The sequence below is a fragment of the Caballeronia sordidicola genome (assembly GCF_002220365.1).
Classification (GTDB): domain Bacteria; phylum Pseudomonadota; class Gammaproteobacteria; order Burkholderiales; family Burkholderiaceae; genus Caballeronia; species Caballeronia sordidicola_C.
Genome location: NZ_MTHB01000110.1, coordinates 272,282 through 291,433 on the forward strand (window position 1 = coordinate 272,282; position 19,152 = coordinate 291,433).

Genomic DNA, 19,152 nt, shown 5'->3' on the forward strand with positions numbered 1-19,152 from the left:
CCGCCGTTTGTGTCGCGCAGTGCGCGGCATATGCGCGTCAGGGCGAGGTTGGGTGCGACGTTGGGTGCGAGGTTGGGTGCGAGGTTGGGTGATGAACGAGAGGAATGAAGATGCTGACAAACGAAGAGACGACGCAGCAAAATCCCGCCAAGCCGGCGAAGTCGCTTGATGATCCGGACTCCGTGGGCTCATCGGGTTCATCGGGGAGGAGCCCCGAGTTCGATCCGGGCGACTGGAAAAGCCGCATCATCGTGGGCCGTTCGACCGGCGCCGAGGTCGATCTGCCCGGGTGGTTGGACAGCGCGTATGAGACCTTGCGCGAGCAGGTAATGCATCCGGCCTATCCGTGCTTCTTCGGTACGACGGCGGAACGGCGCGGCGAGATGTTCTACTCGTTCGTCAGTGGCCACGACAAGAACATCCGCGATTTGCCCGCAACCATGCAGACTTTCGCGAAACTCGCAACGCTGCCGCAGTATCGCAAGAACAACATCGCGGTGTTTTTCGAGCCCGACACTAAACCGCTTTCACACGATGAGTATCACGAACTATTCTGGAAGACGCTCCAGCATCTTCACGACGTCGACCCCGATCCTGCCGCGGACCAGCAGCCCGAGCCGTCGCATGAAGAGTGGGAATTTTCGTTCGCGGGCGTGCAGATGTTCGTGGTCTGCGCGTGTCCTTCGTTCAAGCTGCGTCACAGCCGCAACCTCGGCCCGGGCATGGTGCTGCTGTTCCAGCCGCGCAGTGTGTTTGTCGATACGATCACCAACAAGGTCATCGGCCGAGAGGCTCGCAACCAGGTTCGCAAACGCCTGGAGACCTGGGACGAAACCCCTGCGCATCCTGACCTGGGCTTCTACGGCGATGCAGGCAATCTCGAATGGAAGCAGTATTTCCTCGACGACAAGAACGTCGCCGCCCAAGACGTCTGTCCATTCCTGAAACGGCAGGCGCGCAAGAACCTGCCTGGGGCGATTGCCGCGAAGCCTGAAGTCGCGGTACCTGATGCGCAAGACGCCAAACCGGCAGGAGGCGGCCTGCAAGCCGTCGCTCAAACCTATGCGACCTTGCCGCCGGAAAAACGCGCGGCGTTTCGCCTGCGTTTGCGTGAGCGCGGCATGTCGGGCGACCAGTTGCCCATCGTTGCGCTTGGGGACCGTTCAGGACGTTTTCCGCTGTCACCGGCACAAGAGCGGTTGTGGTTCCTGTGGCAACTCGATCCGGACGACGCGAGCTACAACCTGTCGGGCGCGCTGAGGCTTGAAGGGTCGCTGCACATCGACAAGCTGCGTGCGGCGCTCGCTCACGTCGTGCAACGGCACGAAGTATTGCGCACGCGTTTTATGGAATCTGATGGGCAGGCGTGGCAGGTCGTGGGCGAAGCTGGCTACGGCTGGACCGATATCGATTCGGCAGAAGCAAGTCCGCTCGAAGGACGCTTGCAAGCGTTGTCGCTGCAACCGTTCGATCTCACGCGCGGGCCGCTCCTGCGCGTCGCGCTGCTGAGTGAAGCGACCGGCGCTCACGTGCTGCATGTGTCGATGCATCACATCATCTCCGACCACGCGTCGGTCAAGCTGCTGCTCGATGAGTTCATCGCGGCATACGAGCAACTATGCAATGCAACGGCGCCGACGGCCGAACCGTTGCCTGTGCAGTACGGCGAATACGCCGCCTGGCAGAAAGAGTGGGCTGTCGATGGCGAGAACAACCCACATCATGCTTATTGGGTGAGGCAACTGGGCGGGACACAGCCCGTACTCGAACTGCCGGTCGTGCGCAGCCGCGGAGGTGTTCAGACAACGCGCAACGCCCGAGGCGCGCGCGTGAGTGTCGCGCTCGACGCGATGCTCGCCCGGTCGCTCAAGCAAGCGGCGGCCAGTCACCAAACGACGCTGTTCACCTTGTTGCTCTCGGCCTACGCGGTCTTGCTCGCGCGTTACAGTGGTCAGAAGGATATGCGTATCGGCGTACCGGTTGCAGGACGCAACCGGCTGGAGACGGAACGGGTGATCGGCTTTTTCGTCAACACGCTGGTGATCCGGGCAGAGCTTGCCGGCGTCGCGTCGTTCGGGACCTTGCTGAGCCAGCTTCATGAGCGTGTGCTTGAAGCGCATCGTCACGATGCGCTGCCGTTTGCCCAACTTGTCGAGGCATTGCAGCCTGAACGCAGCATCGGGCAGACGCCGCTGTTCCAGGTGATGTTCAATCACACCCGCGCGCAGCGGACGGACATCAACGTTGCTGGACTGCGCGTGTCGGAGGTGGCGAACGACGTGCCGACAGCCCGCTTCGATCTGGTGCTGAATGCTGTCGAGCGCGACGATGAGTTGCGGCTCTCCTTCAACTATGCGGCGGACCTGTTCGACGAAACCATCGTCAAGCAGATGCTTGAGCACTACGTCGAGATCCTGGGGCAAGTGACTGCGGTGGCGGACCAGTCGCTGGCTCAGATCGTACTGAGCCGCGATGGCACGCGTGGCGCGACGCAGCGGCCAGTGGCAAGCACTGCATTCGAACCGGTCGGGCCGCGTTTCAGCCGGCAGGCTTCGAAACATCCCCTAGCGCCCGCGCTGCATTGTGAGGGCGAGCGCCTTTCATACGGCGAGCTTGAGCGCTGGACGAACCGTATTGCACGCCGCCTGAACCGGCTGGACGTTCGTCCCGATGAATGCATTGGGCTGTGCGTGGAACGCTCGGCCGCGCTGGCCGCGGGGTTGCTCGGCGTGCTGAAATCGGGCGCTGCATTTGTGCCGCTCGATCCGGCTTATCCGCTCGAACGACTCGCCGCGATGCTCGACGACGCCGGCATCGTGCGAGTGCTCGTCGATCACACGGGTTTTGAGCGGCTGGGCGAATTGCTGCACGGCCGCGAGCCGATCCATGTGGCTGATGACAGGCCGCTGCAAGCGGATTCGACCGCCAATGACGAGGCCGATGTCGCGTTTTGCGCGCCGCTTCATCCAGAACAACTTGCCTATGTGATCTATACCTCGGGCTCGACGGGGCGTCCGAAGGGCGTGGCGATCAACCATGGCACCCTGAGCCGGCATCTGGACGACTTCATTGGCACGTATCGCATTGGTGCGGCCGACAAGGTGCTGCAATCATCGACGATCAACTTCGACGTCGCCCTGCATGAACTCCTGCCCGCGCTGTTGAGCGGCGGTCAGGTCGAGATGCGCGGCCCGCAGCTTTGGGACCCTGAGACCACGAGCCGTCATCTGATCGAGGAGAAGGTGACGTTCGCACGCATCCCGACGGCTTACTGGCAGCAGTGGTTACGGGAGCCGCCGCCGGCTGCTTCGTTGGGAGCGCTTCGGCAAATCACAGTGGGTGGTGAAGGACTGCCCGGCGACGCGCTGCGCCAATGGCGCAACGGTCCACTAGGCTCCATCCGGCTCGACAACTTGTACGGTCCGACTGAAACGACCATCGCCTGCATGTACCGCGAGACACGTGCTCAGGACGAGGAGCAGGCGATCGTATCGATTGGCGGTCCTTATCCGTCGCGCTCGGTGCAGGTCTGCGATGCGGACGGCAATGAGGCGCCGGCTGGCGCGCTGGGGGAGTTGTGCATCGGTGGGCATACGCTGGCGCGCGGTTATCTCGGGCGTGCCGCGCTGAGCGCCGAACGTTTTATACCGGATCCCGACGGTCCGTCCGGCAGCCGGCTCTATCGGACGGGCGATCTGTGCCGCCGCCGTGCAGATGGCAGCATCGACTTCCTCGGGCGACTGGACCAGCAAGTGAAACTGCGTGGTCATCGTATCGAACTGGGCGAGATCGAGGCGGTGCTGCGGGAAGCGCCCGGCGTGCTGGCGGCGGCAGCCGCGTTGCGCGGCGAAGGCGATGCGAAACGGCTTGTGGGCTATGTGGTCGGCGACGCTGACGACGGGGTGGTCAGACGAATCTTGCAGAGTCGTCTGCCGGGTTACATGGTGCCGTCGGCGCTCGTATGGATGGAGCACTTGCCGCTGATGCAGAACGGCAAGGTGGATCGCGCGGCGTTGCCCGAACCAGGCGTGGAAGCGGCGCGCCAGCGCATTGCGCCACGTACCGGACTGGAAGCGGCGTTGCTGGCGATCTGGCAATCGGTGCTCGGTCGTGACGGTCTGAGCATGACCGACAACTTCTTCGAGATCGGCGGTCACTCGTTGCTGCTGATGCGGGTGGCATCGCGCATTCGTCAGGAATTGGGCCGTGACGTCTCGCTGCAGACGCTGTTCCTGCACCCCGTGCTTGAAAGTCTGGCGGCGGAACTGGCGTTACGCGAAGCGCGTGCGGCAGACAGTATTTCACCGCGTGGGCACGAGGCCCGGATTCCGTTGACGCACGAGCAGGAGCGTTTGTGGTTCCTATGGAAGCTCGAACCGGACAGTGCGGCTTACACCATTACCGGCGCCGTCAACCTGAGCGGCGCGCTCGATCGGCAAGCGATGCGCAGAGCACTAGATCGCTTGCTCGAGCGGCATGAAAGCCTGCGCACGCGTTTTGTCGAAGAGGATGGGCAGCCGTGGCAAGTCGTCGATAACGCGGCGCATGATGGGTCTCATGGCCGCTATGGCTGGCGCGAACAAAACGTTCGCGCTCAGGATGAACTCGACGCGCGCTTGCTTGAATTGGGCCGCGAGCCCTTCGATCTCGAACATGGGCCAATGCTGCGCGTCACTTTGCTGGCACGCTCGAAGACCGAGACCGTGCTGCATTTCGCGATGCCACACGTGGTGTCGGATGCGTGGTCGCAAGCTATCTTGCTACGAGAGTTCTCGCAACTGTACCGAGCGGCGAGTCGCAATGAAGTGGCCGATCTGGCGCCGCTGCCGATCCAATGTGGGGACTACGCATTGTGGCAGCGCAGCCCCCGGAACGAAGCCGCACTCGATACCCACTACGCCTACTGGCAGCGCGAACTCGGCGGCGAACAGCCGCTGCTGGCGTTGCCTGTCGACCGGGTTTGTCATGGGGCGCGCAGCAGTGCGGGTGCAGTCATTGAAAGATCGCTCGGTGCTGAGCTGGCCGATGCCCTTGAGAAATGCTCCCTCGACCATGGCGCCACGCGTTTCATGACCCTGCTTGCTGCCTATGGCACGCTGCTGCAAGGCTATAGCGCACAGGACGACGTCCGTGTGGGCGTGCCGGTAGCGGGCCGCGACCGCCTCGAGACCGAGCCGCTAATAGGCTTTTTCGTCAACACGCTGGTGATCCGCATGGTGACGCGCCGGACCGAGCCGTTCAGCGCGTTGCTGGCCGAGGTGCGTGACCGGATGGTCGGCGCGCAGGCGCATGCCGGCGTGCCGTTTGCGAAGCTGGTTGAACTGCTGCAGCCACAACGCAGCATCAGTCACACACCGCTTTTCCAGGTGATGTTCAACTACAGCGCAGAGCCGCGCTCGCAAGTTGAACTACCCGGCATCGAAGTGAGCACGCTGACTGGCGGAACGGGAACGGCGCAGTTCGACCTGTCGCTGGATGTATCGGTTAGTGGCGAGGGCCTCCGGGTCGCTTTGAACTACGCAACCGATCTCTTCGACCCGACGACGGCCACACGTCTGCTCGACAGTTACGTCGCTGTGTTGGAGACAATCGCGAGCCGGCCGGACACGCGTGCGGTGCCGCTGCTGGGAGATCGCGAGCAGCAGCAACTCACCGCGTGGGGCCGCAACGACCAGGTATTTGTGCGGGCAGAGCCGGTGCACCACTTGTTCGAACGTCAGGCGATGAAGACGCCGGATGCGCTCGCGCTGGTGTTCGGTGATCAAACGCTCACCTACCGCGAACTCGACCAATGGGCCAACCGGCTCGCGCACAAACTGGTGCGGCTGGGAGTACGACCCGAAGTGAAGGTTGGCGTCGGCATGGAGCGTTCCGTAGAGATGCTGGTCGGCTTGCTGGCCGTATTGAAGGCGGGCGGTGCCTATGTGCCACTCGACCCGCAGTATCCGGCGCAACGTCTGGCTTACATGGTGGCCCATAGCGACGTGCGTTTGTTGCTCACGCAAAGAGCCGTTATACAGCGCTTCAGCGCGGACGGGCAGACCCCGCCGCTGCTGGCACTCGACGCGCTGAATCTTGACGATGAACCGGCGTACAAGCCGCATGTCGACGTGCGTGGACACAACCTGGCCTACGTCATCTATACGTCGGGCTCCACCGGTCAGCCCAAGGGGGTGATGGTTCACCACCACGCGCTCAGCCACTTCATTCACAGCATGCAGACGAAGCCCGGCCTGGCAGCAGACGACGTACTGGTTGCGGTGACCTCGTTGTCATTCGATATTGCCGCGCTTGAGTTGTACTTGCCGCTAGTCGTCGGCGCGCGGATTGTCCTGGCGACGCGAGAAGTGGCCCGGGACGGCGCGGCGCTGGCACGGCTGGTACAGGAGTCGAAGGCAACGGTGTTGCAGTCGACCCCTGCCGGCTGGCGGCTGCTGCGGGCCGGTGGCTGGCCGCACGCGCCGCTCGTGCGCTTCAAGGGACTGTGCGGAGGTGAGGCCTTGCAGCCGGATCTGGCACGCGACCTCAACGAGCAGGGCGTCGAGCTATGGAACATGTACGGCCCGACCGAGACCACAATCTGGTCGGCGGCCTCGCGCGTGCTGGATGCAGCGCCGGGTCTGGGCAGTCCTATCGCGGGAACGCAACTCTACGTCCTCGATTCAAGCATGGCGCTCGTTCCGCCCAACGTGCCGGGCGAGTTGTATGTCGGTGGTGTCGGGTTGGCGCGCGGCTATATCGGGCAGGGTGGGCTGACGTCAGAGCGATTCGTGGCGGACCCGATCAACGGCAACGGCGCGCGTCTGTATCGGACAGGAGATCTAGTGAGGTGGCGGGGCGACGGTCGCCTTGAGTATCTGGGGCGTATCGACCATCAGGTGAAGATCCGGGGCTTTCGTATCGAACTGGGGGAAGTCGAGGCGCGGTTGCTCGCGCAGCCGGAGGTTGCCGAAGCCGTTGTCGTGGCGCACGAAGGAACCGGCGGTGCGCGGCTGGTGGCCTATGTGTCGCGTCGGGCCGGGCAGCATGCCGACGCTGCCGCGCTCGCCAGTCAGTTAAGAGAAACGCTGATCGCGGTTCTCCCTGACTATATGGTGCCCGGTCTTATCGTGGTCATGGACCGTCTGCCGCTGAACACGAACGGCAAGGTCGATCGCCACGCGTTGCCGTTGCCCGAGCAAACCAAACGAATCTGGGAAGCGCCGACAGGCGAGATAGAACCGGCGCTCGCACGCGTCTGGCAGGACGTGTTGGGTGTCGAACGTATTGGCCGTCACGATAATTTCTTCGAGATGGGTGGGCAATCGCTGTTGGCATTGCGCGCAATGGCGGCGCTGCGTGAGGCGTTGAACGTTGAGTTGCCGGTGCAGAAGTTGTTCGCTTTTCCAGTGCTGGCGGATCTGGCGCGTGCGATCGAGAGGGACATACCGGGCGCGATACCAGTTACACCCGCCGCGCCACGCGGCGTAATCTCCGCAAGACCAGAAGGAATGCTCAGCATAAAGCTTTCGCCTGCACAGGAACGGCTGTGGTTTTTCTCGCGCCTGAGTCCGCAGAGTGCTGCGTACAACCTGACGGGAGCGGTGAAGCTGGAAGGCGCGCTCGACCGCGACATCCTGCGTGAAGCAGTCGCGGCGCTCGCCGCACGTCATGAAAGCTTGCGCACACGCTTCATTGAGGTCGATGGCGTGGCGATGCAGCAAGTCGATGTCGTCGAGCCAGGTTGGTCGGTGCTCGATCTCGAGGACGTCCCGCAGGAGAGCAGAGCCCAGCGCGTAGCCGACACCGTGAACGCGATCTCCCGTGCACCTTTCTCGCTGGAGCAAGGGCCATTGTTTCGCGTCACGTTGATCCGGGTTGGCGACTGCGAACATGTGCTTCATTTCGTGACGCATCACATCATCTCGGATGCATGGTCGAACCGGATCATCCTCGACGAGTTCTCGCGTCTTTATACAGCGATCCGTCAAGGCCGCGCGCATCAACTTGCGGCGTTGCCGGTCCAGTACGCCGACTACGCGCTCTGGCAAAACGATGCGGAACAGCAGGCACGCGCCGACGCGGAGCTCGCGTTCTGGCGTGAGCGGCTTGGCGGTGAACTGACGGTGCTTGATCTGCCGTTCGACCGCTCGCCGCCGGCTTCGCGCAATCAGGCAGGCGCACGGGTCGACGTCAGGCTCGCAGCACCGGTCGTCGATGCCGTGCGAGCGCTGTCCCGACGACATCAGGCGACGCCGTTCATGGTGCTGCTGGCGGCCTTCGATGTCCTGCTCGCGCGCTACAGCGGGCAAGCCGATATCCGCGTTGGCGTCCCTGTCGCGGGGCGAGACCGGCTTGAGACGCAATCGCTGATCGGCTTTTTCGTGAACACGCTGGTGATCCGCACGGAGATGACGGGACTCGATACCGTCGAAATGCTGCTGCGCCATGTTCGCGAACGCGTGCTCGAAGCGCAGGCGCATCAGGACGTACCGTTCGCGCGGGTTGTCGATGCGCTGAATCCTGGCCGAAGCCTCACGCAGACGCCTCTCTTCAGCGTCATGTTCAACTACGACCACGGCACGGAAAGCGAAAAGCTCAGCTTGCCTGGCCTGCGGGTCTCGCCGATCCAAACGTCGACTGGTACGGCGCGTTTTGATCTTGTGCTGTCGGCCCGCGAACGGCACGACGGGATCACGGTCTCGTTGAACTATGCACGCGATGTGTTCGACGCTCGGACGGTGGAACGGATGCTTGGCCACTACGTCTCGTTGCTTGAGCAGATTGCGACGAAAGATCAAGCGTATCTGGCTGAGCTCGTGCTAGATGTCCAAGTGGACCGACCTGCGCTCAGCGCTCACGCGTTCGTGCCGGCCGGCGAACGCATCGCGGCGCAGGCTCGTCGCCAGCCTCAGGCGCCGGCCGTGCATTGCGAGGGTATGCGCCTTTCTTATGGAGAACTCGATGTCTGGTCGAACCGCATTGCGCGAACGTTGAATGCACGAGGAATAGGTGCCGAGACTCGCGTAGGACTGTGTCTGACGCGCTCGGTCGGCTTGGTCGCCGCACTTGTCGGTGTGCTCCGGTCCGGCGCGGCGTTCGTGCCGCTCGATCCAGCCTATCCGGCCGAGCGTCTGCGGACCATGATGGATGACGTGCAACTGTCGTGTGTACTCGGCGATGCAGCCACCTTTGCGTCATGCGGGCCGCTCTTCGCGGGCCGCGAGATCATCGACATAAACGCGCTTGAATCATCGCCTGACAATCCGCTCGATGTCCCCATTCATCCCGAACAACTGGCGTACGTGATCTACACATCAGGCTCGACGGGACGGCCCAAAGGCGTGGCGATCAGTCATGTTGCGCTGAGCCGCCATCTGGAGGATTTCATCAACACATATGGAATCGATGCAGCGGACATCCAGTTGCAATCGTCGACGATCAACTTCGACGTGGCGCTGCATGAAATGCTGCCGGCGCTGATGCAGGGCGGTCAGGTCGAAATGCGGGGTCCGCAGCTATGGGACATCCAGACGACGAGCCGCCACCTGAAGGACGGCCGCGTCACCTTTGCGCGGATTCCGACCGCGTACTGGCAACAATGGTTGCGCACGCCGCCGCCGTTGGACGACCTCGCTTCGTTGCGGCAAATCACCGTGGGCGGCGAGGGACTTCCCGGCGATGCGCTCGCGCAGTGGCGCGATGGGCCGCTCGCCCGTATCCGCCTGGACAATCTGTACGGCCCGACGGAGACGACGGTGGCGTGCATGTATCGCGAGACCTGCGCTGCGGATACGGCACAGGCGATCGTATCGATCGGCGAGCCGTATGGGTCGCGCAGAGTCTATGTGATGGACCGGCACGGTAACGAAGCACCGGTCGGTGCGCTGGGTGAGTTGTGCATTGGTGGCCTTACGCTCGCACGCGGTTATCTGGATCGACCCGGGTTGACGGCGCAACGGTTCGCTCCGGACCCGCATACGACAGGGGCGCGTGTGTATCGCAGTGGCGATCTGTGCCGGCGGCGCGCGGACGGCAGCATCGACTTTCTCGGGCGGCTGGACAGCCAGGTGAAGCTGCGCGGTTTGCGCATTGAACTGGGGGAGATCGAAGCGGTGTTGCGGGAGTCGTCCGGTGTTCAGGCAGCGGTCGCTACCCTGCACGGTGAAGGTGATGCGAAGCGGATTGTCGGCTACGTGGTCGGGGATCGTGACCAGTTCGAAGAAGCAGCCGTACGCGCCGTGCTGGAGAGCCGTTTGCCGGGCTACATGGTGCCGTCGGTGCTGGTCTGGCTCGAGCGTTTGCCTCTCATGCAGAACGGCAAGCTCGATCGTGCCGCGCTGCCCGAGCCGGGCGACCGGAAGACCGCTGAGAGAACCGCACCAAGTACGCCCCTTGAGACGCAGTTGCTTGGCATCTGGCATGAAGTGCTGGCGCGCGATGACCTCGGCGTCACCGATAACTTCTTCGAAGCAGGCGGACATTCGCTGCTCGCGCTAAAGGTCCTCGCCAAGGGTGCGCAGGCAGGCTTGGCCAGCCTGACGCTCGAAGCGTTGTTCCAGCACGCCACGGTTCGCACGCTCGCCGCGTATCTGGCCGCACAGCGCGAGGCCGGGGCAGAGGACGCGGGACATGCCGCGAATGTTGTATCGATGAGCGAGCGTACCGACGCGCCGATTGTCTTCGCAATCCATCCGGCATCGGGTCTGGTCGCCGACTACCGGCCGCTTGCCGCAGCCCTCGATGGCGTCGCCAACGTGTACGGCGTTCAGGCGCCGTTTTATACGGAGGACTGGTGGCCCGGTGATTTGTCAGAACTGGCTGCCGACTACGCAGCGCGTATTCGCACTGTACAACCGGTCGGGCCATACCGGTTGATCGGATGGTCGGTGGGTGGCCTGATCGCGACCGAAGTAGCACGTGTGCTGGCACGCGACGGCGGTGATGTGCCGTTCGTCGGCTTGATCGACGCACACGTGTTGAGGGTCGAGGACAATCGCGAGATTCGCGATGAAGCTAAGGTGACTCACGAGCAAATGCGCACGTATCGCGCCACGGATCATGAACTGCAGAAGGTGCTCGACGATGCCGGCAAGAAGTGGCCGTCAATGCAAGGTGAATTGTCCGATGCCGGCACTCGCGCGCTGCTCAGCAAGGTGATGTTGTTCCAGCGGCACCTGGGTCATATCGTCCGCCACACGGAGCGCGCGCCATTGCCGGTCGACCTGAAGCTTTGGTGGGCACGGCACCGGCCCTACCGCCCAGCACGCGAAGCGACGGCTATGTGGTCGGCGCACTCGACGGGCCGCGTGTCGGTGGCCAACGAGATCGACGCGGACCATACGCATATCGTGCGGCACAACGACCTTTTCGATGACCTCGCGCGGGCACTCGCATCCAGTGCTTCGAGTGATCATGACCATCGGCCGGAGCACTTGTCATGAGCGCGCACGACCTGACGAGCACATGGCAACCCGGTGAGGCCGGGATGGTTACGCACCTCTGTACGCTGGCGTTCGAACGTCCCGGCGCGGTCGCCTTGACCACGATCGACGCGACGGGGGAAGTGCAGTATGACTATGCCGAGCTCGATCGCCGAGCGGCGTCCGTGGCAGCGCACTTCGGTAAGCGACGGGCGGCCGGTGAACGCGCGCTGCTTTTGATGGACAGCGGTGTCGACTACGTGAGTGCCTTCTTTGGCTGTCTTTATGCCGGAGTCGTCGCCGTCCCGGTCTATCCGCCGGAATCGAAACGCGAGCAGCATTTGGCGCGGCTACGCGGGATCGCGCAGGACGCGGGCGTGCGTTACGTGCTGACCACGTCGGCGTTGCAGGAGCGCTTCGCGGACCAGTACGGTGAACTGGCGCCGGACGCCGAGATCATCGCGGTGGATACGCTGTGCGCGACGAGTGCGTCCGCCGATACCCGTGCTTTCGCGCTGCATGACGTGCAACCTGCCGATATCGCGTTCCTTCAATACACGTCGGGTTCGACCGGAACGCCGAAAGGCGTGATGGTCAGCCACGGTAATCTGATCGCGAACGAGATAGCGATCAAGGCGGGCCTCGGCGTGCGGAGCGACGACGTGTTCGTGAGCTGGCTGCCGCTCTATCACGACATGGGGTTGATCGGCAGCATGTTGCAGCCGGTGTTCAGCGGCATTCCTCTCGTGCTGATGTCGCCGCAGTATTTTCTTGAACGTCCGATGCGCTGGCTGCAGGCGATCGCCCGGCATCGCGGCACGATTTCCGGTGCACCTGATTTTGCGTATCGATTGTGTGCCGAACGCATGCGCGACAACGCGGTCGCGCAACTCGACCTCTCGAGTTGGCGGCTTGCTTTCTCCGGATCGGAACCCGTGCGGCGCGACACGCTCCATGCGTTTGTCGCGCGCTTCGCGTCTGCCGGCTTCGATGCCGCCGCGCTATATCCGTGTTATGGCCTCGCCGAAGCAACGCTCTTCGTGACGGGTGGCCGGCGCGGCGCTGGGTTGGTATCGGCCAGGTTTGAGAGCGACGCTTTGTCTGCCGCTCGCGTGGACGTCACGTCGGAGAGTGAGCCGGGCACGGTGCTGGTCGCATGCGGCGCGCCGCAACCGGGCCACCTGATTGAGATCGTCGATCCGGAGAATGGGGAAAGGCTCACCAGCGGCCATATCGGGGAAATTCATGTAGGCGGGCCGAGCGTGGCGCACGGTTATTGGCAACGCGCCGATGCTAGCGCATCGACGTTTCGTACCGATGGCGCGATGCGATGGCTACGTACCGGCGACCTGGGTTTCATGCACGACGGTCAGCTCTATATTGCCGGCCGCTGCAAGGACCTGATCATCGTGCGCGGCAAGAACCTGTATCCGCAGGATATCGAGCAGGCTGTTGAGGCGCGCTGCGAGTTCGTGCGCAAAGGTCGGGTCATCGCATTTGCCGCCGATATCGATGGCGTCGAAGGTCCTGCGCTCGCACTCGAAATCGCGCCGATGATGAAGAAGCGCTTCACGGCGACTGCTATCTTGGCGCAGTTGAATCGCTGCGTGTTCGACGCGTGCGGTGAGGTTCCCGTCGCTGTCGTGCTGCTCAATCCTGCGGCGTTGCCCAAGACATCAAGCGGGAAGTTGCAGCGCGCGGCTACGCGGCAAGGCTGGCAGGACCAAGCGCTCGATGCGTATGCGCTTTGGGAGCATGGTCGCTTTGTCGTGGGTGAAGGCGGGGTCCAAACGCCGCAGCACGCTTCGCTCGACGGCCTCGAAAAGAAACTCGCAGCGCTCTGGAGCGATGTGCTCGAAAACGAGATCGCTACACGCGACGCGCATTTTTTCGTGTCCGGCGGCAGTTCGCTGACGGCGGCACGGTTAGTGGCACGCATCTGCGAACGTTGGCAACGACCGTTCGAGATCGGGCAGGTCTTCCAATTCCCGACACTCGCGGCCATGACTCAAGTGCTATCTCAGGCGCTTGAAAAGCCGCCGTTCGAGCCAGCCAATACCACCCAGTTCGAACGCGGCGACGAGCTTGTCGTATCGCACGCGCAGCAGCGGCAACTGTTCGCATGGCAACTCGATCCGCAGAGTCGCGCTTATCACATTGCTACCGGCATACGGCTGCGTGGCCAACTCGATATTGACGCGCTGCGCCGCAGCTTCGACAGTCTCGTCGAACGTCATGCTGTGTTGCGCACGAGCTTTGTCGAGACACCGGGCACGGCGCATGTCTACGTGCCGCAAATCCATCCGGCAAGACCACTCGACTGGATGCGCGCTGATCTGCTTGATGAAGACTTCTGCGAAGAAGCGCTCGCCAAGCTCGCGCAGCGCTTCGCCGCCGAGCCCTTCGATCTTGCGCATGGACCCGTGTTGCGCGCGGGCCTTGTCCGCTACGGCGACAATGAACACGTGTTGCTGCTGGCACTGCATCACATCGCCACCGACGGATGGTCGATGCAGATCATCGTCGATGAATTCGTCGCGCACTATCGCGCTGCTGTTACGAACACGCCCACCACGATTGCCGCGCCGCAGTTCGGTTATACCGACTACGCCGCGTGGCAACACCGTTGGCTTGACGGCAGCGAAGCGCAGCGCCAGCTCGATTACTGGCGCGGCCAACTCGGCGACGAAGCGCCTGCGTTGGCTTTGCCATTCGATCGTTCGCCCGCTGCCGGTACCGGCAGCCTGGCTGCCGCGCGCATGCCGTTCGCGCTTCCGGCAAGCCTCGCACGCGGGGTCCGCGATGCAGCGAACCGGCATGGCGCCACGCCGTTCATCCTGCTGCTCGCGGCCTATCACGCGTGGTTGTATCGCGTGACTGGGCAGGCCGATATCCGCACCGGCGTGCCGGTAGCGAATCGACACCGGCCTGAGATGCACGGCGTGGTTGGTTTTTTCACCAACACCATCGTGCTGCGCAGCGTCTGCGGGGCGTCGCTGAGCGTATCCGCTTTATTGGCCGCGCTTCGCAGGGCCGCGATCGACGGGCAGACGCATCAGGCACTGCCGTTCGATGTGCTGGTCGAGCGGCTGAACCCGGCGCGCGGCGCGCAAAGTCTGCCGCTCTTCGAGACGACGTTCAACTATCTCACCGATGACTATCCGGCACTCGCGCGTCTGCCGGGGCTCACCGCATTGCGTTATGAGCTTGAAGAAGCACACGCGAAGGTTCCGCTCGCACTGGACCTGCGCGAATCGGGGGACGGTGGAATGCGTGCTTACTTGACCTATGCCAGCGATCTATTCGATGCGAAGAGCGTTGAGCGGATGGCCACGCAATATCAGCGGGTAGTTGAAGCGTTTGCCACGGCGTTGCTCTCTGATGACCCTGCTGCTGACCTGACCCTCGCAGAGCTGGAGCTGCTCGATCCTGAAGAGCAGGAGCGCGTGGCGGCCACAAGCCGCGGCATGGAAACAAACCTCTCCGGCGAGCAGCCGGTGCATGCGCGCGTCACGAGCCATGCACGAGCCCAGCCGGAAGCGCTGGCGGTGATCGATGGAGAGGAGCGTCTGAACTATCGCGAACTCGACCAACGCGCGCAACGGATCGCATGCTGGTTGCTCGATCACGGTCTTGAGGCTGGACAGCTCGTTGCCATAGTCGCGGACCGCTCGGCGCAGTTCGTCGTTGCGATGCTCGGTGTGTTGAAGGCAGGCGGTGCTTATGTTCCCCTCGATGCGGGCAATCCGCCGCAAAGACTTGAACAGACCTTGCGCGGTTGCGCAGCGCAGTTTGTGCTGTCGGAAAAGGTTGGACTTGCGTTTGATGTTCTGCAGCAAACGACCATCGATAACGCGCAACAACATGCGCATGCATTAACCCGCGTGCTGCCGAGCGTCGACTCACGGGAAGCGGCCTATGTGATCTACACGTCGGGCTCAAGCGGCACGCCGAAGGGTGTAGTAATACCGCATGCTGCATTGAGCAATTACGTGGAAGCTGTGCTTGACCGTCTCATGTTACCGCCGCGCGCGACGTTCGCGATGGTGTCGACCGTGGCTGCGGATCTTGGCCACACGGTGTTGTTCGGCGCACTCGCATCCGGTGGCACGCTGCATCTGATCGACCGCGACAAGACGCTGGACGCGGATTGCTTCGCGCAGTATATGGCTGATAACAGCATAGATATACTGAAGATTGTTCCAGGACATCTGAATGCGTTGCTGCAGACACGGAACGCTGCGGACGTGCTTCCAGCCCACACGCTGGTGCTGGGCGGTGAGGCGACAGCCTGGCCGTTGCTCGAGAAGATTCGCGCGCTCAAGCCATCATGCCGCGTGATCAATCACTATGGCCCGACCGAGACAACCGTTGGTATCCTGACGCAACACGCGGCGGATGCGGACGTTCGCGCGGCTACGTTGCCTCTTGGCTCGCCGCTCGCCAACACTGCGACATGGGTGCTCGATGCACACATGAACCCCGTCGGTGCAGGCGAAATCGGCGAACTGTATCTGGGCGGCGCGGGTGTCGCGCGGGGTTATCTGGGCCAGCCTGGAATGACCGCGGAGCGCTTCGTTCCCGATCCCTACACAAGAGGCGCGCGGTTGTATCGCAGTGGCGACCGGGCACGCCGGCTGGCGGATGGCGCTATCGAATATCTTGGGCGCATTGACGATCAGGTCAAGATTCGCGGTTATCGCGTGGAGCCGGGCGAGATTGCTGCGCGGTTGCGTGCGCTGGATGGCGTGCTCGATGCAGCGGTGATTGTCTCGGCAGCGGGGCGTCTGGCTGGGTTTGCAACAGCAAAGGGTGGATGTACGCTCGATACCGCCCTGCTGAAGAAGCAACTCGCAGCTGCCCTGCCGGACTACATGGTGCCGTCAAGTTTGCGCGTGCTCGACGCGTTGCCGCTCAACCGCAACGGCAAGCTCGACCGGCAGGCGTTGGGCGAACTGGCGCGCACAGCGACAAAAAGCGGCGCTAGCGTTCACCGCGTGCCGCAGGGCGCAACCGAAATCGCACTTGCGCGTATCTGGGCCGAGGTGCTGGGACTGGCCGAAAGCAAACCCGAAAGTAAACCCGAGAGCATCATCCTCCGCGACGACAACTTCTTCGCGCTCGGCGGTCATTCACTCGCCGCCATGCGGATGGTGTCGCGCGTGCGAGCCGAGTGGCCGATCGAGTTGCCGCTGCGCGCAGTGTTCAGCGCACCGACGCTTCAGACGCTCGCTGTGCGTATCGATGAACTATCGTGCAATGCACACCCGGTCAGAAGCGAGACGTCAACGATCCGTATCGTCGAACGGCAGCAGGAGATGCCGCTATCGCTCACGCAGCAACGCATCTGGATCGTGGACCAGTTGGCGGGCTGTGGTCTCGCGTCGTACAACATGGCCGCGGGCCTGGACCTGCGCGGTGACCTGGATCCAAACTTCCTGCATGCGAGCCTCGCGTCATTGGTGGACCGGCATGAAGTCCTCCGCTCGTCGTTTGACGAGCATGACGGCGATCCTTTCCTGACAATTGCAGATCATATTGATGTATCAATGCCGCTGGTCGACTGCAGCGCATTGCCCGATGCGCAGCGCGAACAGGCCGTCGCCCGTTACCTGACCGATGCAGCGAACTGTCCATTCGACCTTGCTGCGCCACCGCTGGTGCGTGCGTTGCTTCTCAGGTTCGATACGTCCCATCACGTGTTGATTCTTGTACTTCATCACATCGTGGCGGATGGTGCGTCGGTGCATGTTCTTATCGATGAGCTGTGCGCCGGGTATCGCGCACGGCGCAGCGGCATACCGCCCGCGTTGCCGGCCTTGCGGGTCCAGTACGCGGACTACGCGGCGTGGCAGCGCGAACAATTGACTCCTGTGAAGGTGCGTGACGAACAGGACTTCTGGCGCACGTATCTGGCGAATGCTCCGCATTTCCTGGCCTTGCCGGCTGACCGTGCGCGTCCGCCGGTCGCTTCTCACGATGGCGGCACTGCGCGACTGTCGTTATCTCAAGAGACGGGCGGGCGGGTCAGGACGCTCGCAAGCGCGCGAGGTATGACGCCGTTCGGCGTGCTGCTTGCCAGTTTCCAACTGTTCCTGCACAAGCTGACGGGCCAGCCCGATCTTCTGATTGGAACCGACGTAGCAGGGCGCGAGCGCACCGAGCTCGAAGGGCTGATCGGCTTTTTCATCAACGTGTTGCCGGTCCGCTCTCGCATAACCGCAGACGGCGTGAGCACGTCGAGCTTCAACGCATGGCTAGACACCGCGAAGCATTCAGCTTGGGAAGCGCTTGAACATCGGGCGTTGCCGTTCGACCGGATTGTCGACGCGCTTGCCGTGTCGCGTCGGCGTGATGCAAATCCGCTGCTGCAAATGTTGTTCGTACTGCGCGACCTGCCGCGCAAAAACGCGAGCGTGCCGGGTCTTGCGATCGAACTGTTGCGCCCGCAGAGAACCCAATCGAAATTCGACATGGCGCTGTTCGTGGAACCAGCCGATGGCGGTTACGAGGTCGAATGGGTGTACGCATCCTCGCTATTCGTAAGGTCCACGGTGGAGCGGTGGTTCGGATTGTGGCGTGACTTGCTGGATCAGGTATCGGCCAATCCGGATGCACGGCTCGATCTCGACCGGACGCTTCCCGACAACTCGCCCGACGCCGTGCTCCATCGGGTACGGGAAACCATTTCGCAATGAACGAGACCACTCATTTATGAACGCGACCCCGATCGCCGATGCTTGCGTCGAGACCTCTTTTTTCAACGCCGACTCACGCTTGCCCATCGTCCTGACACCAACCGTTCCGATTAACAATTTACCCGGCTGGATCGACGCGCATCGCGAGGAACTCGAGACCTGGCTCGCCCGCCACGGCGCCATTCTGTTCCGCGATTTTGGCCTGCCGGGACCCGCTGCTTTCGAAGCCTTCGCCGAAGCCATTTCACCGGCGCTGTATGGCGAATATGGCGACCTGCCAAAGAAGGAGGGCGGCCGCAATACCTACCGTTCCACGCCGTACCCCGAGCGGCAGATGATCCTTTACCACAACGAAAGCTCGCACCTGTCGCGCTGGCCGCGTCGCCAATTTTTCTTCTGCGAACTGGCGTCTGCGTTGGGCGGCGCTACGCCCATTGTCGATTGCCGCGAGATGCTGCGGCAGTTGCCGGCGCAACTGATCGATACGTTCGAGCGCAAGCAGTTGATGTACGTGCGCACCTTTACTCGCGGTCTGGATGTGCCGTGGCGCGAATTCTTCGATACCGACGACCGGCGCGCGGTGGAATCACGCTGCGACGCGGCGGGTGTGCGGTACGAATGGCTGCCGAACGACGAGCTGCAGACACGCACCGTGTGTCCGGCGGTGATCGTGCATCCGCTGACCGGCGAGCGGTCGTTCTTCAATCAGGTGCAGTTGCATCACATCGCCTGCCTCGCACCGGATCTCCGGATGGATCTGCTCGATACGGTCGGGCTCCAACGTATGCCACGGCACGCGTATTTCGGCGACGGCAGCGCGATCAGCGACGACGACATCGCCCTGATCGGTGAAGCGTACGAGCGCTGTGCGGTGCGTTTCGACTGGCGCGCAGGCGATGTGCTGATGCTCGACAACATGCTTGTCGCGCACGCTCGCGATCCCTATCAGGGACCTCGCAAGATTGTCGTGGCGATGAGCGAGCTGGTCGAGCGCTCGCAATTCGCACGTTCCGCAGGCGCATGACCCACCCCCGTTTCCCATATCCCATACA

The 19,152-nt window shown here is 62.8% G+C and carries 3 protein-coding genes; all 3 read left to right on the forward strand.

The window, feature by feature from the left end:
- The first annotated feature begins 104 nt into the window (after window positions 1-104).
- Genes BSU04_RS18420 through BSU04_RS18430 form a run of 3 tightly spaced genes read left to right on the forward strand, consistent with a single transcriptional unit; the run spans window position 105 to window position 19,124 of the window.
- Window positions 105-11,423 (forward strand): non-ribosomal peptide synthetase, encoded by an 11,319-nt coding sequence (locus tag BSU04_RS18420; protein ID WP_089161953.1) that lies wholly within the window; start codon window positions 105-107, stop codon window positions 11,421-11,423.
- Window positions 11,420-18,100 (forward strand): non-ribosomal peptide synthetase, encoded by a 6,681-nt coding sequence (locus BSU04_RS18425; RefSeq protein ID WP_089161954.1) that lies wholly within the window; start codon window positions 11,420-11,422, stop codon window positions 18,098-18,100. Before BSU04_RS18420 ends, BSU04_RS18425 begins: the two co-directional genes overlap by 4 nt.
- Before the next feature lie 16 nt (window positions 18,101-18,116).
- Complete coding sequence (locus BSU04_RS18430; protein WP_256982992.1) at window positions 18,117-19,124, forward strand: TauD/TfdA family dioxygenase; 1,008 nt, start codon at window positions 18,117-18,119, stop codon at window positions 19,122-19,124.
- Window positions 19,125-19,152 lie beyond the last annotated feature (28 nt).

Bases quoted from the DNA above. Each gene is read 5' to 3' on its own strand.
- BSU04_RS18420 (WP_089161953.1), top strand. From the start codon at position 105: ATGAAGATGCTGACAAACGAAGAGACGACGCAGCAAAATCCCGCCAAG.
- BSU04_RS18430 (WP_256982992.1), top strand. From the start codon at position 18,117: ATGAACGCGACCCCGATCGCCGATGCTTGCGTCGAGACCTCTTTTTTC.
- BSU04_RS18425 (WP_089161954.1), top strand. From the start codon at position 11,420: ATGAGCGCGCACGACCTGACGAGCACATGGCAACCCGGTGAGGCCGGG.